Source organism: Arthrobacter sp. NQ7 (assembly GCF_029581595.2).
In the GTDB taxonomy this organism is placed as follows: domain Bacteria; phylum Actinomycetota; class Actinomycetes; order Actinomycetales; family Micrococcaceae; genus Arthrobacter; species Arthrobacter phenanthrenivorans_B.
This window is the reverse complement of the sequence record NZ_JARFXU020000009.1, coordinates 61701-88692: the sequence shown is the minus strand read 5'-3', so window position 1 is coordinate 88692 and position 26992 is coordinate 61701. Positions and strand designations below refer to the sequence as shown.

The 26992-nt window shown below is 66.9% G+C and carries 24 protein-coding genes; 15 read left to right on the top strand and 9 right to left on the bottom strand.

What is annotated here, in order from left to right; translation table 11 throughout:
• Positions 1–73 precede the first annotated feature (73 nt).
• Genes pdhA through PUN71_RS11600 form a run of 4 tightly spaced genes read left to right on the top strand, consistent with a single transcriptional unit; the run spans position 74 to position 4381 of the window.
• Complete coding sequence (gene pdhA, locus PUN71_RS11615) at positions 74–1297, top strand: pyruvate dehydrogenase (acetyl-transferring) E1 component subunit alpha (RefSeq protein WP_277798529.1); 1224 nt, start codon at positions 74–76, stop codon at positions 1295–1297.
• Positions 1297–2277, top strand: a complete 981-nt coding sequence (locus PUN71_RS11610) for an alpha-ketoacid dehydrogenase subunit beta (protein ID WP_043450851.1) — start codon at positions 1297–1299, stop codon at positions 2275–2277. Before pdhA ends, PUN71_RS11610 begins: the two co-directional genes overlap by 1 nt.
• Before the next feature lie 7 nt (positions 2278–2284).
• The gene (locus PUN71_RS11605) at positions 2285–3760 is read left to right on the top strand and encodes a dihydrolipoamide acetyltransferase family protein (protein ID WP_043450853.1); all 1476 of its coding nucleotides are present in this window, start codon (positions 2285–2287) and stop codon (positions 3758–3760) included.
• A gap of 3 nt (positions 3761–3763) precedes the next feature.
• Complete coding sequence (locus tag PUN71_RS11600; RefSeq protein ID WP_052259992.1) at positions 3764–4381, top strand: phosphatase PAP2 family protein; 618 nt, start codon at positions 3764–3766, stop codon at positions 4379–4381.
• Between the two features lie 25 nt (positions 4382–4406).
• Here the strand turns inward: PUN71_RS11600 and PUN71_RS11595 are convergent, their stop codons facing one another.
• The 5 genes from PUN71_RS11595 to PUN71_RS11575 form a co-directional block, all read right to left on the bottom strand.
• Entirely contained in the window at positions 4407–4742 is a 336-nt protein-coding gene (locus tag PUN71_RS11595; protein WP_043450920.1) for a hypothetical protein, read from the bottom strand.
• Positions 4743–4918: 176 nt separating this feature from the next.
• On the bottom strand, positions 4919–5347 hold the full coding sequence (locus PUN71_RS11590) for a universal stress protein (protein ID WP_043450854.1): 429 nt from the start codon (positions 5345–5347) through the stop codon (positions 4919–4921).
• Positions 5348–5391: 44 nt separating this feature from the next.
• Positions 5392–6684, bottom strand: coding sequence for an aminotransferase-like domain-containing protein (locus tag PUN71_RS11585; RefSeq protein ID WP_277798528.1), 1293 nt, complete (start codon positions 6682–6684; stop codon positions 5392–5394).
• A gap of 47 nt (positions 6685–6731) precedes the next feature.
• The gene (locus tag PUN71_RS11580) at positions 6732–7286 is read right to left on the bottom strand and encodes a GerMN domain-containing protein (protein WP_277798527.1); all 555 of its coding nucleotides are present in this window, start codon (positions 7284–7286) and stop codon (positions 6732–6734) included.
• 404 nt (positions 7287–7690) lie between these two features.
• Entirely contained in the window at positions 7691–8248 is a 558-nt protein-coding gene (locus tag PUN71_RS11575; protein WP_043450856.1) for an NAD(P)H-dependent oxidoreductase, read from the bottom strand.
• 120 nt (positions 8249–8368) lie between these two features.
• Here PUN71_RS11575 and PUN71_RS11570 point away from each other — a divergent pair, with 120 nt between their 5' ends.
• From PUN71_RS11570 to PUN71_RS11545, 6 genes are all read left to right on the top strand, one after another.
• Positions 8369–8980 (top strand): TetR/AcrR family transcriptional regulator, encoded by a 612-nt coding sequence (locus PUN71_RS11570; RefSeq protein WP_277798526.1) that lies wholly within the window; start codon positions 8369–8371, stop codon positions 8978–8980.
• 357 nt (positions 8981–9337) lie between these two features.
• On the top strand, positions 9338–10321 hold the full coding sequence (locus tag PUN71_RS11565) for an ABC transporter permease (RefSeq protein WP_043450858.1): 984 nt from the start codon (positions 9338–9340) through the stop codon (positions 10319–10321).
• 2 nt (positions 10322–10323) lie between these two features.
• On the top strand, positions 10324–11313 hold the full coding sequence (locus PUN71_RS11560) for an ABC transporter permease (RefSeq protein WP_277798525.1): 990 nt from the start codon (positions 10324–10326) through the stop codon (positions 11311–11313).
• Complete coding sequence (locus PUN71_RS11555) at positions 11310–13505, top strand: dipeptide ABC transporter ATP-binding protein (protein WP_277798524.1); 2196 nt, start codon at positions 11310–11312, stop codon at positions 13503–13505. The genes PUN71_RS11560 and PUN71_RS11555 overlap by 4 nt, the downstream gene beginning before the upstream one ends.
• A 52-nt stretch (positions 13506–13557) precedes the next feature.
• Positions 13558–15273, top strand: coding sequence for an ABC transporter family substrate-binding protein (locus PUN71_RS11550; RefSeq protein ID WP_277798523.1), 1716 nt, complete (start codon positions 13558–13560; stop codon positions 15271–15273).
• A gap of 117 nt (positions 15274–15390) precedes the next feature.
• Positions 15391–16464 (top strand): Gfo/Idh/MocA family protein, encoded by a 1074-nt coding sequence (locus tag PUN71_RS11545; RefSeq protein WP_277798522.1) that lies wholly within the window; start codon positions 15391–15393, stop codon positions 16462–16464.
• A gap of 90 nt (positions 16465–16554) precedes the next feature.
• Here the strand turns inward: PUN71_RS11545 and ald are convergent, their stop codons facing one another.
• Complete coding sequence (ald, locus tag PUN71_RS11540) at positions 16555–17673, bottom strand: alanine dehydrogenase (protein ID WP_043450863.1); 1119 nt, start codon at positions 17671–17673, stop codon at positions 16555–16557.
• Positions 17674–17906: 233 nt separating this feature from the next.
• Here ald and PUN71_RS11535 point away from each other — a divergent pair, with 233 nt between their 5' ends.
• Positions 17907–19127 (top strand): PucR family transcriptional regulator, encoded by a 1221-nt coding sequence (locus PUN71_RS11535; protein WP_043450864.1) that lies wholly within the window; start codon positions 17907–17909, stop codon positions 19125–19127.
• Here PUN71_RS11535 and PUN71_RS11530 read toward each other — a convergent pair.
• Genes PUN71_RS11530 through ptsP form a run of 3 tightly spaced genes read right to left on the bottom strand, consistent with a single transcriptional unit; the run spans position 19124 to position 22093 of the window.
• Positions 19124–19951, bottom strand: a complete 828-nt coding sequence (locus PUN71_RS11530; RefSeq protein ID WP_277798521.1) for an alpha/beta fold hydrolase — start codon at positions 19949–19951, stop codon at positions 19124–19126. The two genes, PUN71_RS11535 and PUN71_RS11530, sit on opposite strands and share 4 nt — an antisense overlap.
• Positions 19951–20364, bottom strand: a complete 414-nt coding sequence (locus PUN71_RS11525) for a helix-turn-helix domain-containing protein (RefSeq protein ID WP_277798520.1) — start codon at positions 20362–20364, stop codon at positions 19951–19953. The genes PUN71_RS11530 and PUN71_RS11525 overlap by 1 nt, the downstream gene beginning before the upstream one ends.
• Positions 20365–20407: 43 nt before the next feature.
• Entirely contained in the window at positions 20408–22093 is a 1686-nt protein-coding gene (gene ptsP / locus PUN71_RS11520; RefSeq protein ID WP_277798519.1) for a phosphoenolpyruvate--protein phosphotransferase, read from the bottom strand.
• 160 nt (positions 22094–22253) lie between these two features.
• On the opposite strand from ptsP, the gene PUN71_RS11515 reads away from it, so the two are divergent.
• The 4 genes from PUN71_RS11515 (at position 22254) to PUN71_RS11500 (ending at position 26982) form a co-directional block, all read left to right on the top strand.
• On the top strand, positions 22254–22982 hold the full coding sequence (locus PUN71_RS11515) for a TetR/AcrR family transcriptional regulator (protein WP_043450869.1): 729 nt from the start codon (positions 22254–22256) through the stop codon (positions 22980–22982).
• Positions 22983–23070: 88 nt separating this feature from the next.
• Positions 23071–25143 carry a PTS mannitol transporter subunit IICBA gene (locus PUN71_RS11510; protein WP_043450870.1) on the top strand — a complete coding sequence of 691 codons (2073 nt, stop codon included), beginning with the start codon at positions 23071–23073 and terminating at the stop codon, positions 25141–25143.
• Positions 25143–26306, top strand: coding sequence for a mannitol-1-phosphate 5-dehydrogenase (locus PUN71_RS11505; RefSeq protein ID WP_043450872.1), 1164 nt, complete (start codon positions 25143–25145; stop codon positions 26304–26306). The genes PUN71_RS11510 and PUN71_RS11505 overlap by 1 nt, the downstream gene beginning before the upstream one ends.
• A 148-nt stretch (positions 26307–26454) precedes the next feature.
• Complete coding sequence (locus tag PUN71_RS11500; RefSeq protein WP_277798518.1) at positions 26455–26982, top strand: GNAT family N-acetyltransferase; 528 nt, start codon at positions 26455–26457, stop codon at positions 26980–26982.
• Positions 26983–26992: the final 10 nt, after the last annotated feature.

The window sequence follows — 26992 nt, the reverse complement described above, 5'->3', positions numbered from 1 at the left end:
GAATGTATTCCTTGAGCGGCATATATCCCAGCGACATTGCATTGCATCCGGATGCGGCAAGCAAGGAGACGGTATGGGCACTCATCTGCCTTCCACCGAGTTCGAAGGAACAGCGGTAGACGACCAGCGGGAAGCCGATGCTGAAGCCGTCATGGGCGAGCCCGCGGCCCAGATGGTGCAGCTGCTTGGACCGGACGGCAAGCTCGGCGCCGATCCGGTCTTCAGCAGCTACGCAGACAAGCTCACACCCGAGGACCTGCGGGGGCTCTATGCCGACATGGCCGCAATCCGCCGGTTCGATGTCGAAGCAACCGCGCTCCAGCGCCAGGGCCAGCTGGCGCTCTGGGTCCCGCTCACCGGCCAGGAAGCGGCCCAGATTGGGTCCGGACGGGCAAGCCAGCCGCAGGACTACATCTTCCCCACCTACCGGGAGCACGGTGTTGCCCTGACCCGGAACGTCGACCTGGCTGAACTCCTGCGGCAGTTCCGCGGGGTTTCCAACGGCGGCTGGAACCCCAAGGACACCAACTTCCACCTCTATACCTTGGTGCTCGCCGCACAGACCCTGCACGCCGTGGGCTATGCGATGGGCATCCAGCGGGACCAGAAGCTCGCCGGCGGCGCAGGCAGGCAGCCGGAGGCGGCCGTCATTGCCTACTTCGGTGATGGCGCCAGCTCTGAAGGCGATGTGCACGAATCCATGGTCTTCGCCTCCTCCTACAAGGCGCCCGTGGTGTTCTTCTGCCAGAACAACCACTGGGCCATCTCCGTGCCCACCAACGTCCAAACCCGCGTCCCGCTTTCCAACCGCGCTAAGGGCTACGGCTTCCCGGGCATCCGCGTGGACGGCAATGACGTCATCGCCGTGCACGCCGTCACCGAATGGGCCCTGGAACATGCCCGCCAGGGCAACGGACCGGTCCTGATCGAGGCCTTCACCTACCGGGTGGGGGCCCACACCACCGCTGACGATCCCACCAAATACCGCCAGTCCGCGGAGGAGGACGCCTGGCGCGCCAAGGACCCGCTGGCCAGGCTCGAAAAGTACCTCCGTGCGCAGGACCTTGCCGGCGACGACTTCTTCGCCAAGGTCAAGGCCGACGGCGACGATCTCGCCGCCTACGTCCGGCGCACTGCCCACGACCTTGAAAACCCGGATATCCGCCAGGCCTTCGCGAACGTCTATGCCGAAGCCCACCCGCTCGTGGCCGAGGAACTGGCGTGGTTCGAGGAATACAGCGCAGGATTCGCGGGCGGCGAAGAGCCCGCCGGACACGCAGCAAAGGCAGGCCACTGATGCCCACCATGACCATCGCCAAGGCCATCAACGAGGGCCTCCGCGCCACGCTGGCCGCCAACCCCAAGTCCCTGCTGATGGGGGAGGATATCGGTCCGCTGGGCGGCGTCTACCGGGTGACAGACGGCCTGATCGGAGAGTTCGGCCCTGACCGCGTGGTGGACACCCCGCTGGCTGAATCCGGCATCATCGGGACTGCGATCGGCCTCGCGCTGCGCGGGTACAGCCCCGTCTGCGAGATCCAGTTCGACGGGTTTGTCTTCCCGGGCTTCAACCAGATCACCACCCAGCTGGCCAAGATGCATGCACGCAGCAACGGCAACCTCACAGTTCCCGTGGTCATCCGCATCCCGTACGGCGGCGGCATCGGTTCCGTGGAGCACCACTCCGAGTCCCCGGAGGCCCTGTTCGCCCACACGGCCGGCCTGCGCATCATCACTCCCTCCAACCCCCACGATGCCTACTGGATGATCCAGCAGGCGGTGGAGTGCCAGGACCCGGTCATCATCTTCGAACCGAAGCGCCGCTATTGGCTCAAGGGAGACGTCGATGTCCAGGCCCCCGGCCCGGCAGGGGATCCGTTCAAGGCCCACGTGCTCCGCGAAGGCACCGATGCCACCATCGTGGCCTACGGCCCCTTGGTGCCGGTTGCCCTCGCTGCCGCCAACGCCGCCGAGGAGGACGGCCGGAGCGTCGAGGTCATCGACCTGCGGTCCATCTCGCCGCTCGACTTCGACACCGTGACCGCCTCCGTCCAGAAAACCGGCCGCCTGATCGTGGCCCACGAAGCGCCCACGTTCGGCGGAATCGGCGGCGAAATCGCGGCCCGCATCAGCGAACGCGCCTTCCATTCACTGGAGGCCCCCGTCATCCGCGTCGGCGGATTCCACATGCCGTACCCCGTTGCCAAGGTGGAGGAAGACTACCTTCCGGACATCGACCGCATCCTGGAGGCGCTGGACCGCGCCCTCTCCTACTGAGGACACCATGACCCTGAACAAGTTCAACCTGCCCGACGTCGGCGAGGGCCTCACCGAAGCGGAAATCGTCTCCTGGAAGGTCAAGCCGGGTGACGCCGTCGCCATCAATGACGTCCTGTGCGAGATCGAAACCGCCAAGTCCATCGTGGAACTGCCGTCCCCCTTTGCCGGGACCGTCACTGAGCTTCTGGTGGATGAGGGCGTGACTGTCGATGTCGGCACCCCGATCATCAGCGTCAGTGACCAGGTATCCGGCGACCCCACGCCCGCAGACGTCCGCGCCCCCGAAGCTCCGCACTCCCCGGACGTGCCGGAGCAGCCGCTCTATGGCAAGCTTCCGGAGGATGAACCGGCCGACGGCGGCGCTGGCGGCGGTGCCCCGGCCGGCGGTCCCCTGGTGGGTTCCGGACCCAAGGCGGACGCCGTCAAGCGGCGGCCGCGGAAGACGGCGCCCGCCGCAGCGGTGACGGCCAACGCTCCCCAGGTTGAGCCTGTCCAGCCCCGGACGCCCGCTGCGGTGTCCGCTGGCGAAACCGCCGTCGTCGACAACCGGCCGACCCTGGGCGGAACCATCACGGGCCTGGTCAACCGGGTCCTGGCCAAGCCGCCGGTCCGCAAGATCGCCCGCGACCTGGGCATCGACCTGGCGGACGTCGTGGCCACCGGTTCACGCGGTGAGGTGACGCGGGAGGACCTGGTCAGCTACCAGGCCCAGCGGGACGCCGAACTGGACAAGGCAGACGGCTTCTGGGGCAAGGCCGGAAAGCCGCAGGACCAGCGGGTTGAACGGATCCCCGTCAAGGGCGTCCGCAAAGCCACCGCCAAGGCCATGGTGGAATCCGCCTTCGCAGCCCCGCACGTCAGCATCTTCGTGGACGTCGACGCCAGCCGCACCATGGAGTTCGTCAAACGGCTCAAAGCCTCGAGGGACTTCGAGGGCATCAAGGTCTCCCCGCTGCTCATCCTGGCCAAGGCCGTCATCTGGGCCGCCGCGAGGAACCCCAGCGTGAACGCGTCGTGGGTGGACAGCGAAGGCTCCGACACCGCCGAGATCCACGTCAAGCACTTCATGAACCTGGGCATCGCCGCGGCCACCCCGCGCGGGCTGATGGTTCCCAACATCAAGAACGCCCAGGACCTTTCCCTGAAGGAACTGGCCCTTGCCCTGAACAACCTTGCCACCACTGCCCGTGCCGGGAAGACGCAGCCGGCGGAAATGCAGGGCGGGACGCTCACCATCACCAACATCGGTGCCCTCGGCATCGATACGGGCACCCCGATCATCAACCCCGGCGAGGTGGCCATCGTGGCCTTCGGCACCATCAAGCAGAAGCCGTGGGTCCTGGACGGTGAGGTAATTCCCCGGTGGATCACCACGCTGGGCGGATCCTTCGACCACCGGGTGGTGGATGGGGACCTGTCCGCGCGGTTCATGGCGGACGTCGCGGCCATCCTGGAAGAGCCCGCGCTCCTCCTGGACTGACCGGTGACCATAACCAGCGGAACAATCCGGATCAAGAACCGCACCGCAAAGTGGCTGACCGAAGTCTTCCAGCCGCCGGTGGTGGTAACCCTCCAGCTGTTGATCAGTCCCCTGGCGGAGGACGGTTTCCCCGGAACCATGGGCTACGGGGCGCTGGCGGCCCTCTTCGTCTGCGTGCTTCCGCTGGCGGTGCTGCTGGTCCTGGTCAGGCTGGGAAAAGTCACAGACCATCATGTGAGCGACCGGAAGCAGCGTGCGCCGGTGCTGCTGATGGCCCTGGGCTGCATCGCTGTGGGGCTGCTGGTGCTCGGCGCGGTGGACGCCCCCAGGAGCGTAATAACCATGGTCCTCGCGGTGGTGGGCGGGGTGGCCGTGCTGGCCGGTGTCAGCCCGTTCTGGAAGATGAGCGGCCATGCCGCTGCCATCTCCTGCGCCGCCGTCGTCTCCGTGCTGATGCTCGGTGCCGCCTGGGCTCCGCTGCTGCTCCTGGTCCCGGCGGTCAGCTGGTCACGCGTGGTGCTGCGGGCCCATTCCCCGGCGCAGGTCGTGGCGGGTTCGCTTTTCGGCGGTGTGGTGATGGCCGGGATCTGGTGGGTGCTGGAGGGCTTGCTGGTCGGCTGACCGCTCCGGCACCGGTCCGTTGGACCTAGTAGGCGTTGTAGGCAGTGAGGGCGTCGAGGATTGCGGGGTCAGCCGTGGTTCCAAGGACCACCGCTGCTGCCGTCATGAGCCCACCCATCAGGGCAGCCATTCCCGCCCAGGCACCCAGCAGCTTCCAGTCTTCGCGCAGGACGCTCCGCACCGTCTGCGGGAGCTGCAGGTCCGGAGCGATGAGGTTCGGTGCGCTGTCCAGGCTGCCGTCATCAAGGAGTGCCACAACCCGGCCGTTGCTGCGGTCCACGCGCATGGAGCTGATGTGGTTGCCGTGGCGGGCCAGGAGGATGTCGTGGCCTACGAGCTGGCGGCGCTGGAGAGTAATCAAGGGGAGCCCTTCGCTGGAGGTGGAATCGTCGATGTCCACGCCTTTGGGGCCGCTACAATTTTATCTTTGCGCCAGCAGCTGAAACGGTGATATGGCGGTGAGAACGGACACCCCCCGCAGCGATATCCGCCACCACGGGGAGTGTCCGGGGTTACGCTCCCGCCGGCAGCAAGGGCTTAGTCGGCGTCGTAGGTGTTCGCGATGTAGACATCGCACGGAGCGTTGTGGGCCACGCTGTTGGCCACGCTTCCAAGGACGCGGCCGATCCCCTGCATGCGCCGGTTGCCCACCACGATGATGCGTGCCTCCATCCGCAGGGCTTCCTTGATCAGGGCGTCCGCGGGCCGGCCGCGGGCAGCCGAGTAGGTGACCTTAATGTCGCGGCCCAGGGACTCGGCAACGGTGCGTGCCACCTGCTCCGCGGCGTCCGCGTCCGACACGATCCAGCGGTCGCTGCCGCTGCCGAAGACTTCGGTCCGGTCACTGTCGAAGGCCGATACGACATGCAGCGAAGCGTCCAGTGCCGCCGCCAGGTCCCGGGCCGACTCGGCCGCCTTCTTCGCGGTTTCGCTGCCGTCCACCCCTACAACGATGATTCCACCCATGTGCATGCTCCTTTGCTCGGTTTTCGGCACTCGTGGGGCTTACGCTACAGGCCCGGGATGGCTTCCTGCAGTACCCCGGCCAGTCGGCGCACGCCCTCGGCGATGGCGTCCGGAGGCACTGCGCTGAAGGCGAGACGCAGCTTGTTGGACGGCTCGTCCGACGGCGCGAAGGCGGCGCCGGGGATAAACACGACTCCGGCATCGATCGCCTTGTGCAGCAGCGGGTAGGTGTCAACGCCCTCGGGCACGGTCACCCAGACGAAGAAGCCGCCCTGCGGGCTGGTCCAGGTGGTCCCGGCCGGCATGTGTTCGTGCAGGGCTGCCAGCATGGCCCGGCAGCGTTCCGCGTACAGTCCGCGGTAGGTTTCGATCTGGCCCTTCCAGTCGTATTCGCGCAGGTAGGCAGAAACGAGCATCTGGTTCAGGGCAGGGGGGCAGAGCGTCACCGACTCCGCGGCAAGATAGTAGCGGCGCTGGAGATGTTCGGGCACCAGGGCCCAGCCGATCCGCAGGCCGGGTGCGAAAATCTTGGAAAACGACCCCAGGTAGATGACGTCGTCCGGGTTCGCGGCCCGCAGGGGGGCCAGCGCCTCCCCCTCGAAGCGGAGCAGGCCATACGGGTTGTCCTCCAAGATGAGGATGTTCGCCCGCCGGCAGATATCGACCACCTGCTGCCGGCGTTCCCTTGCCAGGGTGATCCCGGACGGGTTGTTGAAGTTGGGAATGGTGTAGAGGAACTTGATGCTCCTGCCTGCGAGCTGGAGCGCCGCGATCCGGGCCTCCAGCAGTTCCGGCACCAGGCCGTACTGGTCCATCTCCACCGTCTCCACCTGGACCTGGTAGGCCTCGAAGGTGTTAAGGGCCCCAACATAGGTGGGATCCTCCACCAGCACCACGTCACCCGGGTTGCAGAAAAGTTTGGTGGCAATGTCCTGGGCGGACTGGGAACCGGCAGTGATCACCACGTTCTGCGGCTTGGCATCAAGGATGCCTTCGGCGGCCATGACATCGCAGATCTGCGCGCGGAGTTCCTCCGTGCCCTGGCCCGCCCCGTACTGAAGGGCGGTCAGTCCGTCCTCCGCAATGATCCTGGCGGCGGTCGCGGCCAGGCGGTCCAGGGGAAGTGACTGGAGATACGGGCTCCCGCCGGCCAGGGAGACCAGCCCGGGGCGCATCGAGATGTCGAAGACGTCCCTGACCGCCGACTGGCGGATGTTCGCCGCGCGTTCCGAGAACAGTTCCTCGTGCCGGTGGGCAGAGGTGGCGGCACGCTCAATCGCATCAATGGCTTCGGCGGGCAACGTCCCCGCAGCGGCATCAAGTGTTTCGTGGGTCACAAGGTCAGGATACAGCCATGTGTTGCCTGAAAAGCAACATCTGTTTATCAACGATTACCGGTGGGTTCCACCCGGGCATGGTCCAGGTAGTCGTCCAGCAACTCGCCGTTCAGGTAGATGTTCGCCCGGATGGCCCCCGAGGCTTCAAGGGCCGTCTGGGTGAGCTGGGCTTCGACCCTGGGAAGGTCGCACGCTCCGCCTGGATCCAGGGTTCCCGCGAGGTAGACCCTGACGGTGGTGCCATCGAAGCTGCCGGAAAGGAACCGCAGCCGCGACGTGCCCAGGGCGTTGTACAGGTTCCCCGCCTTCTGCCCGGGCCTGAGGAGGGCGCTGATGGCCGTCTTGAGCGGCTCATCCCCCGCCGCGCTCCCTTGCGGGGAGCCGACCAGGCTGTCGTTGCAGCCAAAGCGGACCCCGTGCCTGCCGCCGTCGTCCAGCAGTACGAAGTAGGCCGTTACCGTGGTGCCCAGGGCTACCGCCGTACCGGCCGGGCCCGGCGGTTCCGCGTTGGTGGAGGACAGCCGGGGGCTGCCGGTAGATTCCGCCGCATCCGGGCCGCCTGCGGGGCCCGGGGGCGTTGCTGAACGCTGCTGGCTTTCCACGCTTCGGGGCATCCGTCCCGGGGCTGTACCGGGCTCTGCGCCGGGATTCGGGGTGGGAACAGCTATCGGCGCCGCGGGCGCGGGCGTGCCGGCTTCCCCGGTTGCGCGGGTGACGGGCAGCTGGCCCGGAGGCGGCGCCGGGCTGCAGCCCGTAAGCAGCAACACAATGCATCCCGCGGCTGCCGCAGTGCCGCGTCCAGGCCTGATCCAGCTCCATATGTCTGCCATGCGGCACCGCAAATCCGATCCGGTCGCTCCAGTGGATTAACGCTACGGCCGTTCCTGCCGGAAAAGATGTCCGCCCGGTACCGTTTGGGACAAGACTTGGTCACGGCCTTTCAGTGGCCTTAAGCCGGCAGCGCCCGGCACGTCGGGAACGTGCCGGGCGCCGCGTTGCCGTCAGGCTAGGCGGCCGGTGCTGCTGCCGCCAGGGAGTCGAAGACGCCCTTGATCTGCGCCACAACCTCGGCGTCATCCTTCGGGTGCACGTCAGCGAACCGCACCATGGAACCGGGAACGGCGAGCTTGACGTCCTCCAGGACCTGGGCGCCCGCGATGCCGGCTGCCTTGCGGGCCTCATCCTGGGCCCAGACGCCACCGTACTGGCCGAAGGCGGTGCCGACGACGGCGGTGGGCTTGCCTGCCAGCGCGCCCGCGCCGAACGGACGGGACAGCCAGTCAATGGCATTCTTCAGGGCGGCGGGAACGGTGCCGTTGTGTTCGGGCGTGACCAGCAGGAGGGCGTCAGCCTGTTCGGCGGCCGCGCGGAGGGCTGCAGCCGCGGCCGGGACCTGGCCTTCGACGTCGATGTCCTCGTTATAGAACGGGATGTTGCCCAGGCTCTCGTGGATTACCACGTCCACCTGCTCGGGGGCGTTGAGCTGGATGGCTTCGGCCAGCTTCTGGTTGGTGGATTCGGCGCGAAGGCTGCCGACGAGGGTAAGGACGGTGCTCTTGGTCATGGAAACTCCTGGCTAGGGGCGCGGCGGGGGCCGCGTTCGGTCAGACATCAGGCTCATCAAGCCTTCACCAGACTAAACGGACCGCAGTCCGGTTCTATTCCCCGTGGCTAGACTGTCTCTGTGAGTTCCATCCCAGTGCGGCCGGAGGCGAGCCCCGTGACGGCCGCCGAGCGCCGCGACGCCGCCCGGAACCGGGAACGCCTCCTGGTGGCTGCCCGCGAACTGATTGAGCAGGGCGGGGCTGCCGCCCTGACCATGGACCGGCTGGCCGGGCACGCCGGGGTGGGCAAAGGCACTGTCTTCCGCCGCTTCGGCAGCCGGGCCGGCCTGATGCTGACCCTCCTTAACGACTCGGAGGCGGCGTTCCAGGCCCGCTTCCTCTCCGGCCCCCCGCCGCTGGGACCCGGCGCCCCGCCGCTGGACCGGCTGGTCGCCTTCGGAACCGAGCGGATTGCCTACGTGGTGGAGTACGGGGACCTGGTCCTCGCCGCCGGGCATGCCTCCCGGAGCAGGTTTGAAGTACCCGCTGCGGCGCTCTGGACCCGGCACGTGGAGATGCTGCTGCGTGCGGCCGGTTCCGAGTCCTCGGAGCCATGGCTCCTGGCCGGCTCCCTGACCGCCACCCTGGACCCCGAGCGCCTGCTGCACCTCATCCGGGAGCACGGCGTCACCCCCCTTCGCCTGGCCGATTCATGGCGTGAACTTGTCACACGCGTGGCCGGAGCGGCGTAGATTACGCGGTTCAAGCGGCCTCCGTCCAGTCAAGCCAACTTCACAGAACTATTCATAACGATCTGATACGGCGCGCCGGTTTTCGGTCTGTTCACGCCCTTTTCGCGCGGGGGCTTGTGATAGTTTCCTCTGGAATGTGACCCGCGACATAGTCCACCAGGACCTGCCCTTCGGGCCGCGGGAGGCCAGCTACCCGCTGGTGCAGGACCCCGGTGGGGCGGCACAATCCGTGCTTGGCCGGGGCAGACGGAAGGATCCAGCAGTGATGGTTGATATGGCCGGCAGCATGGTGCACCAGTGGACACCGGCGTGTTCTCCCGCCCACCTCCCGGCGGCACTGCCGAAGAATTAGCCTCCATGCTCAAGTACCTCGCCAAGCGCGGCATTACTTACCTGGTGATGATTTTCCTGACCACATCTGCAGGCTACTTCCTGGCGGTCAGCTCGCTGAAGCCGGCTTTGCTGGAACAGGAACGCATTCCCCGCCCCACCCCCGAACAGGTTGCCAACTCCATGCGCCTGAAGGGACTGGACCCCGACCTCAGCCCATGGGAACGCTACGTTGACTGGCTCACCGGCATCGTCACCCGCTGGGACTGGGGCCGGAGCCCCAACGGCGCCTACATCAACGCCGAGTTCGGGGACCGTGTGTGGATCTCCACCCGGCTCTTCCTGGCGTCCATCATCCTCACCCTCGTCATCGGCGTGGCACTGGGCGTCTACTCGGCAGCCCGGCAGTACAAGTTCCAGGACCGCGTGATCACGTCCTACAGCTACCTGGCGTACATCGTGCCGGCACCGATTGCGTACTTCCTGGTGCAGCTGGCGGCCATCAACATCAACGAGTCCGTCGGGGACCGGATCTTCTTCGTCACCGGCATCTCCACCCCCGGCGTCGCCGCCGGATGGCCCCAGTTTGCCGACCTGCTGGCGCACTACGCGGTCCCCACCGTCGCCATCACGCTCGTGGGCTGGGGTGCCTACCAGATAGCCCAGCGGCAGTACCTGCTCGACAACGTGAACGCCGACTTTGTCCGCACCGCCAGGGCCAAGGGACTGAGCCGGAACCAGGCCATTGCCCGGCACGCGCTTCGTGTCTCCTTCATTCCGGTGGCCCAGAGCATCGCGTTCACCATCCCCGCCATCTTCGCCGGCGGTTTCTTCGCCGAAAAGATCTTCGCGTGGCCCGGCGTCGGCTCCTGGAGCATCGACGCCATCTCGCTGCAGGACGTCAACGCCGCCACCGCCACCCTGGCCTACGGCTCCGTGATCTTCGCCCTGGGCGCCATCCTGGCGGACTTCGCCACCACGCTTGTCGACCCGAGAGTGCGGGTGCAGTAGCAATGACCGACCTGAACGCCGTCGACCCGGCAGCAGTGGCGCAGGACGCGCACCTGGAAAGCGCCGACGTCGTCATCGGCAAGACCACCATCATCTTCCGCCGCTTCCTGCGCAACAGGACCGCAGTGGCCGGCCTGGCCATCTTCCTGGCCCTGACCCTCTTTTCCTTCATTGGCGGATTCTTCACCCAGTGGGACAAGGAAACCATCGACCCCTTCAACATCGGAATGCCACCGTCCGCCGAGCACTACCTCGGCACCTCCCAGGCGGGAATCGACCTCTATGCGATGACGGTGGAGGGCACCCGGATCTCCATCCTGATCGGCCTGGTGGTGGGCCTCGTGTCCGTCCTGATCGCCGCCGTCTACGGCTGCACCATGGCGTACTTCGGCGGCAAGGTGGACAAGGTCATGCTGTTCGTCCTGGAGGCGCTGATCATGATGCCCGCCCTCCTGGTGGTGGCCGTCGCCACCAGTGGCGGAGGCGCCGGACTGAAACGCGACCTTCCTTCCTGGCTGCTGCTCATCATCGTGCTGCTGGTCTTCAGCTGGATGGGCACGGCCCGCCTGATCCGCTCCATGTCCATGTCCCTCATGCAGCGCGACTTCGTCAAGGCCGCCCAATACATGGGCGTTCCTCCGCGCCGGATCGTCTGGCGCCACCTGGTGCCCAACATCGGCTCGCTGCTGATCCTGGACATCACCCGCGGCGTCACTGCCGCCATCCTCGCCGAGGTGGCCTTCTCCTTCATCGGCATCGGCATCAAGGTGCCCGATGTGAGCCTGGGCGTGCTGATCGGCCAGGCCACCTCCCAGGTCTCAACCTTCCCCTGGATGTTCTGGGTTCCCCTGGCCGTCATGTTCCTGCTGACCGGATCCCTGGCCATGATGAACGACGGCCTGCGGGACGCCTTCGACCCCACGTCCAGCTCCACCGGCAAAGCCAGGAAGACCAAAGCCCGGACACTCCGCGCGGAAAAGAAGACGGCATGAGCAGCGAAACCACCACCGGAGCCACCGGGCCCGCACGGACCGATGTGGAGCGCCTGCACGTGGCAGGCCTGCACGCGCCGGCTGACGCCGTCCTGTCCGTCAGGGACCTGAATGTCCGCTTCAACTCCGAAAACGGCGTGGTGCACGCCGTCCGGGGCGTGGACTTCGACCTCATGCCCGGGAAGACCCTGGGCATCGTGGGAGAGTCCGGGTCCGGCAAATCCGTTACGTCCCTGGCCATCATGGGGCTCCTGCCGCCCACGGCGCAGGTCTCCGGTTCCGTCCGGCTCAAGGGGCAGGAACTGCTGGGACTCAGTGACAAGGCCATGTGCGGCTACCGCGGAAACGACCTCGCGATGGTGTTCCAGGACCCGCTCTCCTCCCTGACTCCCGTGTTTACCGTCGGCACCCAGATCATCGAAGCGCTGACCATCCACAATCCCGCCATGAGCAAAAGGGCCAAAGAAGCCCGCGCCGTCGAACTCCTGGCGATGGTGGGGATCCCCAGCCCCAGGGAACGGCTGAAGGCCTTCCCGCATGAATTCTCCGGCGGCATGCGCCAGCGCGTCATGATCGCCATCGCCATCGCCAACAACCCGCGCGTCCTGATCGCCGATGAACCCACCACGGCCCTGGACGTCACCATCCAGGCACAGGTGCTCGAGGTGCTGCACACGGCGCAGGAGGAAACCGGTGCCGCCGTCGTCATGATCACGCACGACCTGGGCGTCGTGGCCGGCATGGCGGACGACATCATGGTCATGTACGCCGGCAAGCCGGTGGAAACAGGGGCAGTGGACGACATCTACTACAACCCGCGGATGCCGTACACCATGGGCCTGCTTGGCGCCGTGCCGCGCGTGGATGCCGCGGAGAAGTCCTCGCTCGTGCCCATCGAGGGCATGCCGCCCAACCTGCTCACCGCCCCCACCGGCTGCTCCTTCGCCCCCCGCTGCCCCCTGGCCTCGGACGCCTGCCTGGACGGTGAGCCGGCCCTGGCACCGGTGGACGGCGGCGCAGGCCACCGGGCCGCCTGCATCAAATCCGAATCCCTCGGCGGAACAGTCGATGTCCACGACGTGTTCGCCGCCCCGCCGGTCCCGGTGTCAAGATTCGACGCGATTCCCCGCGCCGAGCGGACCACGGTGCTGCAGCTCAACAACGTGCGGAAGCATTTCCCGCTGACCCGCGGCGCCCTCATCAAGCGCCGGATCGGCACCGTCAAGGCCGTCGACGGCCTGAGCTTCGACATCCGCGAGGGGGAGTGCTTCTCCATCGTTGGCGAGTCTGGATCGGGCAAGACCACCACGCTCCTGGAAATCATGGAGTTCCATCCCGACCAGGACGGCGAGGTGGTGATCGGCGGGCTCAGCAACAAGCAGGCCGCCGATGCAAAGACCAAGGGCAGGATGCGCCGGGAACTCCAAATGGTGTTCCAGGACCCCACCGGCGCGCTGGACCCCCGGTTCACGGTGTACGAAGTCCTCGCCGAACCCCTGCAAAACGCGGGCATGGACAAGGCGGCGATCAAGAAGCGGATCATGGAGCTGATGAAGCTCGTGGGCCTCCAGCCGGACCACGTCAACCGCTTCCCCAACCAGTTCTCCGGCGGCCAGCGGCAGCGCATCGGCATTGCCCGCGCCCTGGCCGTCAACCCCAAACTGGTGGTCCTGGACGAGCCGGTCTCCGCCCTCGACGTGTCGGTCCAGGCCGGTGTCATCAACCTCCTGGACCACCTGCGCGCCGAACTGGGCCTGAGCTACCTGCTGGTGGCCCATGACCTTTCCGTGGTTCGCCACATCTCCAACCGCGTTGCGGTCATGTACCTGGGCAAGATCGTGGAAATCGGTGAGGTTGACAGGGTCTTCGACAACCCCCGCCACCCCTACACCCGGGCCCTGCTCTCCGCCATTCCGGTACCCGACCCGCACCTGGAACGCACCCGCGAACGCATCATCCTCCAAGGTGACCTGCCCTCGCCGCTGCAGGCGCCCAAGGGCTGCAATTTCGCCACGCGGTGTCCTGTCTTCGCGGCGCTGCCGCCGACCAGGCAGGAGAAGTGCCTCACCCTGGAACCGCCGCTGGAAGCCGCGGTATCCGCCACGGACCAGCAGTTCGCCTGCTTCTACCCGGACGGGGAACTGGATGAGGACATGCTGGTGGTCCACGAAACGGCGGACCATGCCCCCTAGGACTTTTCGACCCCACAAGCACCACCACTCGCATCACAATGAAGGGAAAACCATGAGGAAACTGAACAGGATCGGCGGAGCTGCAGCCATCGCTGCTGCCCTGGCGCTGACGGCCTGCGGCGGTGGCGGTGCCAGTGGCCCCGAAACAGCCAAGGGACAGGAATCGGGAAGCGACCTGTCCAAGCTGATCAGCATCAACGAGAAGCCCGCCGCCGATCTGCAGCAGGGCGGCAAAGTCACCCTTCCGCTCGGCAACATCGGCCCGGACTTCAATGGGTTCTCCAACAACGGCAACAGTGCGGACAACTCCGCCCTGCAGATCCCCATGAACCCTGTCGCCATGAACAGCGGCGGCATCGGCGGCTGCTGGAAGGTTGACTTCAAGGGCAAGGTCACGCCCAACACGGACTTCTGCGAGTCGGTGGACAGCGTGGTCAAGGACGGCAAGCAGACCATCACCATCAAGGTGAACCCCAAGGCCACCTACAACGACGGCACCCCCATTGACGTCAAGGCCTTCCAGAACACGTGGAACATCCTCAAGAGCGCCGACGCCGGGTACGACATCGTGAGCTCGGGAGCCTACGAATTCGTTGACTCCGTTGAGGCCGGCAGCAGCGACAAGGAAGTCATCGTCAAGACTTCCCGCCCGGTCTTCCCGGTTGATTCCCTCTTCTTTGGACTCATCCACCCCGCCGTCAACACCCCCGAGATCTTCAACGAGGGCTTCAACGGCAACCTGCACCCCGAGTGGATGGCCGGTCCCTTCAAGCTGGACCAGTACGACACCGCAGCCAAGACCGTCACCATGGTGCCGAACGACAAGTGGTGGGGCCAGAAGCCGGTCCTGGCCAACGTGACCTTCCGCCAGCTTGAAACCAGCGCCCAGATCGCCGCGTTCAAGAACGGCGAGATCGATGCCATGTCCGCCAACACCATCTCTCTCTACAAGCAGCTGGACGGCACCAAGGACTCCGAGGTCCGCCGCGGCCAGCGCCTCTTCGCCGGCGGCCTGAACCTGAACGCCCAGCGCATCACCGACGTCAACGTCCGCAAGGCCATTTTCGCCGCCGTCGACCGTGAAGCCCTTCGCAAGGTCCGCTTCAACGGACTGAACTGGGAAGAGCCGAGCTCCGGCTCCATGATGCTCCTGCCGTTCTCGGACTACTACCAGGACAACTACCCGGTCAAGGAAACCGGTCCCGACGCCGCCAAGAAGGTCCTCACCGACGCCGGCTACACGGCCAACGCCAACGGCATCATGGAGAAGGACGGCAAGCCCGCCGCCTTCAAGATCAGCAACTTCGGTGACGATCCCACCACCCTGGCCGTGGCCCAGACCCTGCAGAAGCAGCTCCAGGCCGGCGGCATGGATGTGGGAATCGACCAGCGCGCCTCCGCCGACTTCGGTAAGGTCCTGGGCAGCCGCGAGTTCGACCTGAGCATCTCCGGCTACACCGTTGGCCCCGACGCCACCGATGCCGTCAAGCAGTACTACGACTCCAAGGTCAACGAGAACAAGCTGGGCGACGCCGAGCTGGACAAGAAGATCGCCGACCTCGCTTCCATCGAGGACAACGCTGCCCGCAACAAGGCAGCCATGGACGTGGAGAAGGAGCACATGGCCAAGTACTACTCCATGGGCGTGGTCTTCAACGGACCGCAGATTTCCTTCGTCCGCACCGGCCTTGCCAACTACGGCCCGTCCCTGTTCAAGAGCACCTCGCAGGTTCCGGACTGGACCACCATCGGCTGGGAAAAGAAGTAACACCACCACCAGCGGCCTGACCGCCACGAAACCGGCATCCCTGGCCATCAGGGATGCCGGTTTTCGTTTCTTCCGGTCCTTTCCGGACCGTGTTGAGCCGGGGGTAGCGTAGCTTCCATGACCGGAACTGAACAGGACCCCCGGACCATCCGCACCGCCGTCGTGGGCTACGGGCTGGCGGGCAGCGTCTTCCACGCACCGCTGCTGGCAGCCAACCCCAACTACTCCGTGGACATGGTTGCGACGTCCGACGCCGGGCGGCAGGCGGCTGCCTCATCCCGCCTTCCGGGGGCGGAGGTGGTGCGCGACGGCGCCGCAGTCCTCGGGCGGGCAACGGACCTTGACCTGGTGGTCCTGGCCACGCCGCCGGCCACGCATTATCGGCTGGCCAAGGCTGCGCTGGAGGCAGGACTGGATGTGGTGGTGGACAAGCCGTTTACGGTCACCAGCGCGGAAGGGTGGGAGCTGGTGGACCTGGCGCGGCAGCTGGGCCGGGTACTCACCGTGTTCCATAACCGGCGGTGGGACGGGGACTTCCTGACGCTGCGCAAGCTGCTGGCGGCCCAGGCGCTGGGCAGCGTCACGAGGTTCGAATCACGCTTTGAGCGCTGGTCCCCGGCCATCAGCAAGGCATGGAAGGCGCGGGCCACGGCCGCCGACGGGGGCGGCGTCCTGTTCGATCTTGGCAGCCACCTGATCGACCAGGCTTTGCAGTTGTTCGGTCCGGCCACCGTGATGCACGCCGAACTGGCGGCTCACCGGTCCGACGAACGCGCTGACGATGACGTCTTCCTGGCGCTGCGGCACAAGTCCGGAGTGATCAGCCACCTGGCCACGAACGTGCTCTGCCCGCAGCAGGCACCCCGATTCCGGGTGCTGGGCTCCATCGGCGGATTCACCAAGAACGGCGTGGACCCGCAGGAGCCGTACCTCGCGGCCGGCGGCAGCCCCCTGGACGGCGAGTACGGTGTCGAGGCGCCCGAATGGGCCGGCCTCCTGGGCCGCGACGGCCACCTGGACAGGCTCCCCACCGAACGTGGCAGCTACCCGGAGTTCTACCGCATGCTGGCAGCCAAGATCCTCGACGGCGGAGCAGAGTCGTCGCTGCCCCTCCCCGTAGATCCCGGGGACGCGGTCGAGGTCCTGAGAATCATTGAGAGTGCAAGGGAAAAGGCCACGTTAGGGCCTTAAAGCCGGAACGGCAGCCATCCAGAAAGCGTGCGTCAAAGCGACGAAGGAGCAGCACGCGTTGGATGACTGCCGTTCAGGCGGCAACAGGGCCTAGGCCGAAACCAGTTCGTGCCAGTCCGCGACGAGGGGCAGGCCGTGGGCTTCGGACACGGAGTGGTGTGCCACGTGGCCGGCGGCGATGTTGAGCCCGGCAGCGAGGGCGGGGTCGCGGTCGAAGGCGGCCTTGACGCCCAGGTTGGCCAGGGACACCGCGTAGCGCAGGGTGACGTTGGTCAGCGCGTAGGTGGAGGTGTTGGGTACGGCGCCGGGCATGTTGGCAACGCAGTAGAAGATGGTGTTGTGCACCTTGTAGGTGGGCTCCTGGTGCGTGGTGGGGTGGGTGTCCTCGAAGCAGCCGCCCTGGTCCACCGCGATGTCCACCAGGACCGAGCCGGGCTTCATCCGGGCCACGAGATCGTTGGTGACCAGCTTGGGGGCCTTGGCGCCCGGGATCAGGACGGAACCGATCACCAGGTCGGCGTCCACCACGGACTTTTCGATTTCGTACTTGTTGGAAGCGACCGTCTTCAGCCGGCCCTGGTATTGGGCGTCCAGTTCGCGCAGGCGGTTGATGTTGATGTCCATGATGGTGACGTCGGCGCCGAGGCCCAGGGCCATGGCTGCGGCGTTCGTGCCGGCAACACCGGCGCCCAGGACAACCACCTTGGCGGGGCGGACACCGGGCACGCCGCCCAGCAGGACGCCCTTGCCGCCGGCCGGCGCCATCAGCGAGGTGGCACCCACCTGGACGGACAGGCGCCCCGCGACCTCGGACATCGGGGCCAGCAGCGGCAGGGACCGGCCCTCCTGCACGGTTTCGTAGGCGATGGCGGTGACGCCGGAGTTGATGAGCTCCTTGGTCAGTTCCGGCTCGGCGGCAAGGTGCAGGTAGGTGAAGAGGATCAGGCCCTTGCGGAAGCGGTGGTACTCGGACTTGATGGGCTCCTTGACCTTCATGACCATGTCGGCACGGGCCCAGACGTCGTCGGCTTCATTGACGATTTCAGCGCCTGCGATCGAGTATTCCTCGTCGGTAATACCTGATCCCAGCCCGGCCCCGCGCTCCACCAGGACGGTGTGCCCGTGGGTGAGGAACTCGTGGACGCCGGCGGCGGTGATGGCCACGCGGAACTCGTTGTTCTTGATCTCTTTGGGGACGCCGATGATCATCGTCTGCTCCAATGTAGGGGGCCGGTAGGCCGGAAAAGGGGAAGGAATTTCGTGTTTCAACGATAAATCCGGTTGTGAGCCAGCCGACATGAGTCGGCGTTCGTCCCTCCATGTAAGCCCCGGAATCACGCGGATTTTCAGACCGCTACCTCGACAGGTGTCGAGTCCTGAGGCGTCAGGTGTCGCCTCGTGTCCGTTCGTCCCGCGCTGCGCCCAGGCAGTAGTGTGGGCGCATGCAGCAGCAGGGTGTGGAAGAGCTCGTCGAGCAGGTGGCGCAGAAGCTGGGGCGCGGCCTCTCGCTGGAGGATCTGGACGGCCTGCTGCTGGCCTACAGCTCCAACCAGTCCCACGCCGACCGGGTGCGGGTGAATTTCCTGTTGAGCAAGAAGGTTCCGGCGGATGTGAGCGCGTGGCAGCTCTCGCATGGGATTGCCACCGCCGTGCGGCCGGTGGTGGTGCCCGCCAACCCGGACCTGGGCATGCTGGGCCGGGTATGTGTTCCGTTGATGGTGCGGGGCTTCCGGGTGGGGTACCTCTGGGTGCAGCAGGACTCGGCGGAGGAAAGCCCGACGGCGATCCTCACCCAGCTGCCGGCCGTCAGCCACGAGCTCGAGCTGCTCTCCGGGCTCCTGCTCGACTCCAACACGGCCGAATCCGAGTTCCGGCGGAGCCGGGAGCGCGAGTTCCTTTCGGCCTGCGCGGGTGAACCCAACGCCGTGGCGGCCGTCGCGGGCTGGAAGGAAGTCCAGGGCAGGGGGCCGTGGCAGATGGTCACGGTGCTGGACGCGGACGGCTGGGCAGGCGGGCCGGACCCCATCGCCTCCACCCTGATCCACCGGTCAACGGCACTGCAGGCAACGGTGGGCATGGACGCTGCACTGTTCAGCGCCGGGACCGAAACCCACTCGGTGGTGCTGTTCCGGGATTCCACCGGAAGGGCCAACCATGCCCAGCTCCTGGTGCACTATCAGCTTGAGTTGGCCAAGCGCTCCGGCCGGCCCGTGCAGCGGATCATCCTTGGCATCAGCGAAGGCTTCGCCAAGACCCGCCAGCTCTCCGAGGCCTACCGCCAGTCAAGGGTGGCGGCGCAGGCGGCCGCGGTGGACCCGCAGCTCGGCGAGCTGGTGGACTGCCGGGCCACGGGCGTGTACCAGCTGCTCGCCTCGGCCGGGGGAGGGGTGGGGGCCTGGGCCGATTCGGGATCGGTGTACTTCCGCAAGCTTGAGGACCATGACCGCAACGGCGAACTGATCCCGGTCCTGGAACTGCTGTACGACAACGACGGATCGGTCCAGGACGTGGCCGGCAAGCTCCACCTGCACCGCAGCAGCATCTACAACCGGCTGGGCAGGATCCGGCAGCTGTTGGGCGTGGACCCGCTAAAGGGGATGCCCCGCCTGGAACTGCACGCGGCGCTCAAGATGCGCCGTTGGGCAGGCAGGCCGCGGATCTAGGGCCCGGCGGACGGGTCCGCGGCGGCGAAGGACCTGATGGCATCCGCCACCGCGCCGGGGCGCAGGTGCTGGGCCACATGTCCGGCGCCCGGGATTTCCATCAAGGTCCCCTTCGATGCGGCCCGGGAGAGTCCCAGCGACCACTCCCGCCCTGCCACGGAGTCGTGGCTGCCGCGCAGGACCAGTACGGGAACGTCGACGCCGGGCAGCCTCTTTTCGGTGGGGTAGGCCATCATCACGGGCAGTTCCGTGAAGTACCAGCGCGGCCCGCACCGGAAGTAGTCCGAGAACACGATCCAGTTGGAACTGGCGTTTTCCCTCAGGAGGGCGTCGAGGAACAGGGCCAGGGCCTGCCGCGGAACGTTGCGGTGCCGGGCATCCACCACCGGGCCCATGAGGACCAGTTTCTGCACCCGGGCCTGCGCATAGAGCGCGGCTTCGATGGCGAACTGAACGCCCATGGAGTGCCCCACCAGGATGTAGGAGCGGATGCCGCTGGCCTTCAGGGCCTGGGCGATGAACGCGCCGTAGTCCTCGACCGACAGCTGCCGCCCGGGCCGTGGCGTCCCTGCGAAACCGGGCAGGTCGAGGGAATAGACGTGGGCGGTGCGGGCGAGGTCATGGTGCAGCCGCGCCAGGTAGCGGTGCGACACGCCGATGCCGTGGATCAGGATAAAGGCGGGTGCCTCGTCCATTGCCCCCGTGCTGCTGCCCGGCGGGGGTGTCCCGCCGGTCCAGAGGATCCGGCCGGTCAGCCCGTTGGCGTCCACGGCGGCGGCCTGAAGGTGCGGCTCTTTCCGGGACCGCCCGGGTCCGATCCGCACTAGGCTCCCGCGCCGGCGTCGCCGTTGCCGGCGGCCTCCGCGGCGCGTTTCTGCTTCTGTGTCTCAAGCCAGGCCATGATGGCGGCCTGGCGGATCCGTCGGTGCGACCCCCGGTACTCCACGGGGATCTCGCCGCGGTCCGTCATGTTGCGCAGGTAGGTGTGCGAGATCCCGGCGAGCTCGGCGGCCTGGGAGGTGGTGAGCATCTCTTCCACGCTGCTGACCGTCACGGTTTCGCCTCGGCTAAGACGGGCCAGGAGATCCACGACGGCGTCCCTCGCCTGGGTGGGCAGGCGGTGGACGGTGCCGTCCACGAAGACGGTGATGTCCGTGCCGCCGGTGAGGGCACGCGCGAGGCTGAGGGCCTCGTCCTCGGGCAGGCCGGCCGTAACGCGGGGTGCTACCAATGCCATGGAGGTAGCCTATCCCGCCCGCGCCGGCCTGCCCGGCAAGGCGTCAGAGGCCCAGTTCGTCCAGGACCGGCAGCTTCTCCCGCACCCAGGCCCGGGCCTCGGTGGCGCTCGGAGCGGACAGGGCCAGTTTGGCCAGTTCCTGCGCCTCCGAGAGGGTCACCGTCTTGAGTACTGCCGCCACGGCAGCGAGGGAACGCGCCGTCATGGACAGCGTGCTGACGCCAAGGCCGGTCAGGACGACGGCGAGGGCAGGGTCTGCCGCTGCCTCGCCGCAGACGCCCACCGGCTTGTTGTGGCCTTCCGCTCGGGATCCTTCCACCGTCAGCCCGACGAGCCGCAGGACGGCCGGCTGCCAAGGGGTGTTCAGGTTGGCGAGCGGGCCGAGCTGGCGGTCCGCGGCCATGGCGTACTGGGTGAGGTCGTTGGTGCCCAGGCTGGCGAAGCTGACCTCGCGCAGGATGGCTTCGGCGGTGAGGGCCGCGGACGGGACCTCCACCATCACACCGGGGGTCTTGATGCCGGCGTCCGCGCACATCGACGCGAAGCGGGAGGCCTCCTCGGCAGTGGAGATCATGGGGGCCATCACCCAGACGTCAGCCTCGGACTGCTGCTGGGCCAGGGCGATGGCTTCCAGCTGCCGGTCCAGGACGCCGGGCGTGGTGAAGTCGGTGCGGTAGCCGCGGACACCAAGGGCCGGATTCGGCTCGGTGGAGTCCGTCAGGAAGGGCAGGGGCTTGTCCGCGCCCGCATCCAGCGTCCGGAGGACCACCTTCTTGCCGGGGAAGGCATCGAACACGCTCTTGTAGGCAGCAGCCTGCTCCTCCACGGAGGGCTCGGTGTCCCGCTCCAGGAAGCAGAACTCGGTGCGGAAGAGGCCCACGCCCTGGGCGCCCAGCTTCGCTGCCGCTTCGGCGTCCTTGCCGCCGCCCACGTTGGCGAGCAGGGGCACTTCGTGGCCGTCCGCCGTCGTGCCCGTGCCGTTGAACTCGGCCAGCAGCGACGCCGTGGCAGCCCAGGCCTCCGCTGTTGCCCGGAGGGAGTCATCGGGAGCGGCCGTGATGAGGCCGGCCGCGCCGTCCACGTACACTTCGGTGCCGTCCGGGAGGTCATCGACGCCCACCGCGGCAACCACGGCGGGCAGGCCGAGGGACCTTGCAATGATGGCTGTGTGGGACTGCGGGCCGCCGCCGGCGGTGACCAGCGCCAGGACTTTGTTGGGGTCCAGCGTTGCCGTGTCAGCGGGCGCCAGGTCCTCCGCCACCAGGACGAATGGCGTGCTGGAGGCGGGGATGCCGGGGGCGGGGACGCCGCGGAGTTCGGCCACGATCCGGGCCCGGACGTCCAGGACATCGGTGGCGCGCTCGGCCATGTAGCCGCCCAGGTTGTGCAGCATCTCGGACACGGACGAACCGGACTCCCAGATGGCGCGTTCGGCAGAGGTTCCCCGGGCCACCAGTTTGGCCGCCCCCTTGATCAGCATGGTGTCCTTGGCCATCAGTGCCGTGGCTTCAAGGACGGCCTTGCCGTCGCCCGTGGCATGGGCGGCGCGGTCCTTCAGCTCGTCGTGCACGGCCTGCGCGGCGGCCTTCAGGGCTGCGGTGGCTTCCTCGGCGGTGGTGCCAGGGGCCAGCTGTTCGCCGGCGGGAGGCTCGCTGATCGGTTTGGGCATCTGGCGGATGGTGCCGATGACACGGCCTGGACTGACGCCTACTCCTGGGAAGTTCTGCACTGAAGGTCCTCATTCTCTGCCGGTAGACAGGCCCGCCAAGTTCTCCGGCGCCATGCCGGGTCCGCCGGAGGACTGCTACGTCCGGGGCGGGAAACGTGCCTGAAAAAATTGTATGTGATTCAGTTCATATAGCAACGCTATAGGTGCTAGGGTAGCGGTTATGAGTTTGGATGGCCAGCTTCCCCCCAAAATGCGGCTGCTCCGTGCTGCCGCGGAACTGCTGGCAAAATCCGCGGGAGCTCCGGTCTCCACCCGCCAGATCACCCAGCTGGCGGGGGTTTCGGCTCCCACGCTGTACCACCACTTCGGTGACAAGGAAGGTCTGTTCGACGCTGTCGTCGCCGCAGGGTTTGAAGAATATGTCGCGGGCGAAAGGGATTTCGCCCCCTCCGGCCAGCCCCTTGAGGACATCCGGAGAATGTGGGACAACCACGTCCAGTTCGGACTGAACCAGCCTGAGCTGTACTTGGTGATGTTCGGCAACATCCGCCCGGAAAGCCGGCCGGCCATTGTGGCCGACGCCGAGGCGCTGATGGAGGAAATGCTGAACAAGGCAGCGGCGGCGGGCCAGCTGAACGTCCAGCCCCGGGAAGCGGCCAGGTCCATCCTGGCGGCCAACGTGGGCGTGACGCTGATGCTGATTGCGGAACCCGCCTCCGAACGGAACCTCGAACTGTCCACCATGACCCGGGACGCCATGATCTTCGCGGTGTCTGCCGAGCCGGCCAGCGGCCCGGCCCCGGGCGGCACCGGGAAGTCCTCGGTGGTGGTGGCAGCGATCGCCCTGAACGCCGCACTTCAGGCCTCGCACTCTGACCAGCTTTCCAGCTCGGAACTCAAGCTTTTCCTCGAATGGCTGCACCGGATCTCCACCAGCCCCGCCGGTTAAGCCAGCAACCCGCACCACCCAGCACTACGTCGTCGTCATCATCAAACCAATCCTGCGGAGCAGCAGGAATGACGGTTAGGAAATCACCATGGCAACAGAGACAGTTGCGAAACCCCGCACCAGCGCGCGCGTGCACGTCCAAAAGTTCGGGACATTCCTGTCCGGCATGATCATGCCCAACATCGGGGCGTTCATCGCCTGGGGCATCATCACCGCCCTCTTCATCGAGAAGGGCTGGCTGCCCGTGCCGCAGCTGGGTGGTTTCGGCGAAACGGGCGGAAAGCCGAACATCGGCCTTGTTGGTCCGATGATCACCTACCTCCTGCCGCTGCTGATCGGCTACACCGGCGGCAAGATGGTCTATGACGTCCGCGGCGGCGTGGTGGGGGCCATCGGCACCATGGGCGTGATCGTCGGCGCCGGCATTCCGATGTTCATCGGCGCCATGATCATGGGCCCGCTGGGCGGCTGGACCATGAAGAAGATCGACTCGATCTGGGACGGCAAGATCCGCCCCGGCTTCGAGATGCTGGTCAACAACTTCTCGGCCGGCATCTGGGGTGCCCTCCTGGCCCTGTTGGGCTTCTACGGCATCTCGCCCCTGGTGACCGCCTTCAGCACGGCCGCGGGCAACTTCGTGCAGTTCCTGGTCCAGAACGGCCTGCTGCCGCTGACCAGCATCTTCATCGAACCTGCCAAGGTCCTGTTCCTCAACAACGCCATCAACCACGGCGTCCTCACCCCGCTGGGCGTGCAGCAGTCCCTGGAGCAGGGCAAGTCCATCCTGTTCCTGCTCGAAGCCAACCCGGGCCCGGGCCTGGGCCTGCTGCTCGCGTACATGTTCTTCGGCCGCGGCGCTGCCAAGGCATCGGCCCCCGGCGCAGCAATCATCCAGTTCCTCGGCGGCATCCACGAGATCTACTTCCCGTACGTCCTGATGCGCCCGCTGCTGATCCTGGGCACGATCGCCGGCGGCATGACCGGCATCGCCACCCTGGCCCTGACGAATTCCGGCCTGGTGGCCCCCGCGGCGCCTGGTTCCATCTTTGCCGTCCTCGCACAGACCTCGCGGGACAGCTACTTCGGCGTGATCCTGTCCGTGGTGCTCGCCGCGACGGTGTCCTTCCTCGTCTCCTCCCTGATCCTGCGCACCACGAAGCACAGCGATGAGGCGGACCTGGGTGATGCCACCTCCCGCATGGAGGCCATGAAGGGCAAGAAGAGCTCCGTTGCCTCCACCCTGACCGGCGCCGGTGCAGGTACCGCCGCAGGCACCACGGCTGCCGGGCGCGGCGGCGTTGGCGTGCTGGCCGGCCCGGTCCGGAACATCGTGTTTGCGTGCGACGCCGGCATGGGCTCCAGTGCCATGGGCGCCTCGGTGCTGCGGAACAAGATCAAGGCGGCCGGCTTCCCGGACGTCAAGGTCACCAACGCCTCGATCGCCAACCTCAGCGACACCTACGACGTCGTGGTCACGCACCAGGACCTCACCGAGCGTGCCAAGCCAGCCACCTCCAGCGCGGTCCACTACTCGGTGGACAACTTCATGAACAGCCCGCGCTATGACGAGATCGTGGAACTGGTCAAGGAAAGCAACACCGAAGGTGGAACGGCCGACGCCGGCACCACCCATGGTGCCCACGCCGCCGACGCCCCGGTGGACGCAACGCCTGCCGCCGCGGGAACAGCTGCAGGTGCAGCGGCGGCCGGAACCTCCGCAGCCGGAAGCCCAGAGATCCTGGCCCGCGAAAGCGTGGTCCTGAACGGCTCGGCCACCACCCGCGACGCCGCCATCGACGAGGCAGGCCGGCTCCTGCTGGCCCGGGGCGCCGTGGACGAGGGCTACATCGCCGCCATGCACGAGCGCGAGGAGTCGGTGTCCACCTACATGGGCAGCTTCCTGGCCATCCCGCACGGCACCAACGCCGCCAAGGACCACATCCGCAAGTCGGCGGTGTCGGTCATCCGCTACCCGGAAGGCATTGACTGGAACGGCAAGCAGGTGAAGTTCGTGGTGGGCGTGGCAGGCATCAACAACGAGCACCTGCACATCCTGTCCTCCATCGCCAAGGTCTTCACCAACAAGGAACAGGTTGCCCGGCTCGAGGCTGCGACGTCCGAGGATGAAGTCCTGGAGCTTTTCGGAAAGGTCAACGCATAGTGAAGGCAGTGCATTTTGGGGCCGGCAACATCGGCCGGGGTTTCGTGGGGCTGCTGCTGCATGACGCCGGCTACGAGGTGGTGTTCGCGGATGTGGCCGAGGAACTGATCACCCGGCTTTCCGCCGCTGACAACTACGCGGTGCACGAGGTGGGCGAGAACCCTGCCGTGCGCACCGTGGACAACTTCCGCGCGCTGAACTCCAATGCCCAGGAAGCCGAGCTGGTCGGGGAAATCGCGACGGCGGACATCGTCACCACCGCGGTGGGCCCGCATATCCTGAAGTTCGTGGCGCCCGTGATCGCCAAGGGCATCGTTGCCAGGGAACCCGGCCTGGCGCCCCTGCAGGTCATGGCCTGTGAGAACGCGATCAACGCCACCGACATCCTGGCCAAGGAAGTGGCAGCCCAGCCCGGTGTCACGGCCGCTGTTCTCGACGGAAAGGCGGTGTTCGCCAACACCGCCGTGGACCGGATCGTGCCCAACCAGGAGGCCGGGCAGGGCCTGGACGTCACCGTGGAAACCTTCTACGAGTGGGTTATCGACCGGACCGCCTTCGGGGATGCTGCTCCCGTGATCCCCGGGGCCACCTTCGTTGATGACCTCTCGCCGTACATCGAGCGGAAGCTGTTCACCGTGAATACCGGGCATGCCTCGGCCGCCTACTTCGGTTTTGAGGCGGGGCTGGAGAAGATCTCGGACGCCATGGCGGACCAGGATGTGGCCGAGGACGTCCGCGCGGTGCTCGAGGAGACCAAGCAGCTCCTGGTGGCCAAGCACGGCTTCAGCAATGACGAGCAGGAAGCCTACGTCCAGAAGATCCTGGTCCGGTTCTCCAACCCGTACCTACCGGACACCGTGACCCGGGTGGGCCGTGCGCCGCTGCGGAAGCTGAGCCGGCACGAGCGCTTCATCGGCCCGGCCGCGGAGCTGGCGGAACGCGGCGTAGTGCCCGAAGCCCTGCTGGGCGCCATCGCGGCTGCCCTCCGCTTCAACGATCCGGCCGACGCCGAGGCCACCGAGCTGGCGGCCATCCTCGGATCGGACAGCCCGGCCGATGCCACGGCGAGGATCACCGGGCTCGAGAAGGACCATCCGCTGTTCAACGCCGTTGCCACCCTGGTGGAGGAGCGGCAGGCGGAAATGGCCGGCACCCCCGCCTGACCACTACCCGGCACCCGCCATCACTTCCTGCGCCTTTTAACGCAACGCGCCATCAGATCCTGCAGGAATTCCGGCAACGCCCCATCACAACGACGCCGGCACTTACCCAAGTGCCGGCGTCGTTCGGTTCCTGTGCAAAGCTGGGCAGGTGACCCCTGCCGAAGATGCCGTTCCTGCCCTGTTTACCGCCGACGTCGACGGCGGAACGTTCAGACTCCGGCACGCCGCCCGGAATGACCTCCCGGCCCTGGTGCAGCTGCTGGCCGATGACGCCCTGGGCGCCGGCCGCGAAGCAGCCGCGGACATGGGGCCGTACGAGAGCGCCCTCGACGCAATCGATGCCGACCCGTCCCACCTGCTGCTGGCCGGCGAACTGGTGCCGCCCGGCGGGGAGCGCGGTCCCGTCATTGCCACGTTCCAGCTGAGCTTCCTGCCGGGCCTGTCCCGCCAGGGGGCCTGGCGCTCCCAGCTTGAAGGCGTGCGGGTGGCATCCTCCCTTCGGAGCCAGGGGATTGGGAAGCTGATGGTGGAGTGGGCCATCGCCGAGTCGCGGCGCCGCGGCTGCACCCTTATGCAGCTCACTACCCACACCAGCCGCACGGCAGCCCACCGGTTCTACGAACGCCTGGGCTTCGAAGCCAGCCACGTGGGAATGAAACTGCCGCTCGAAGGGTGAAGCATTACAC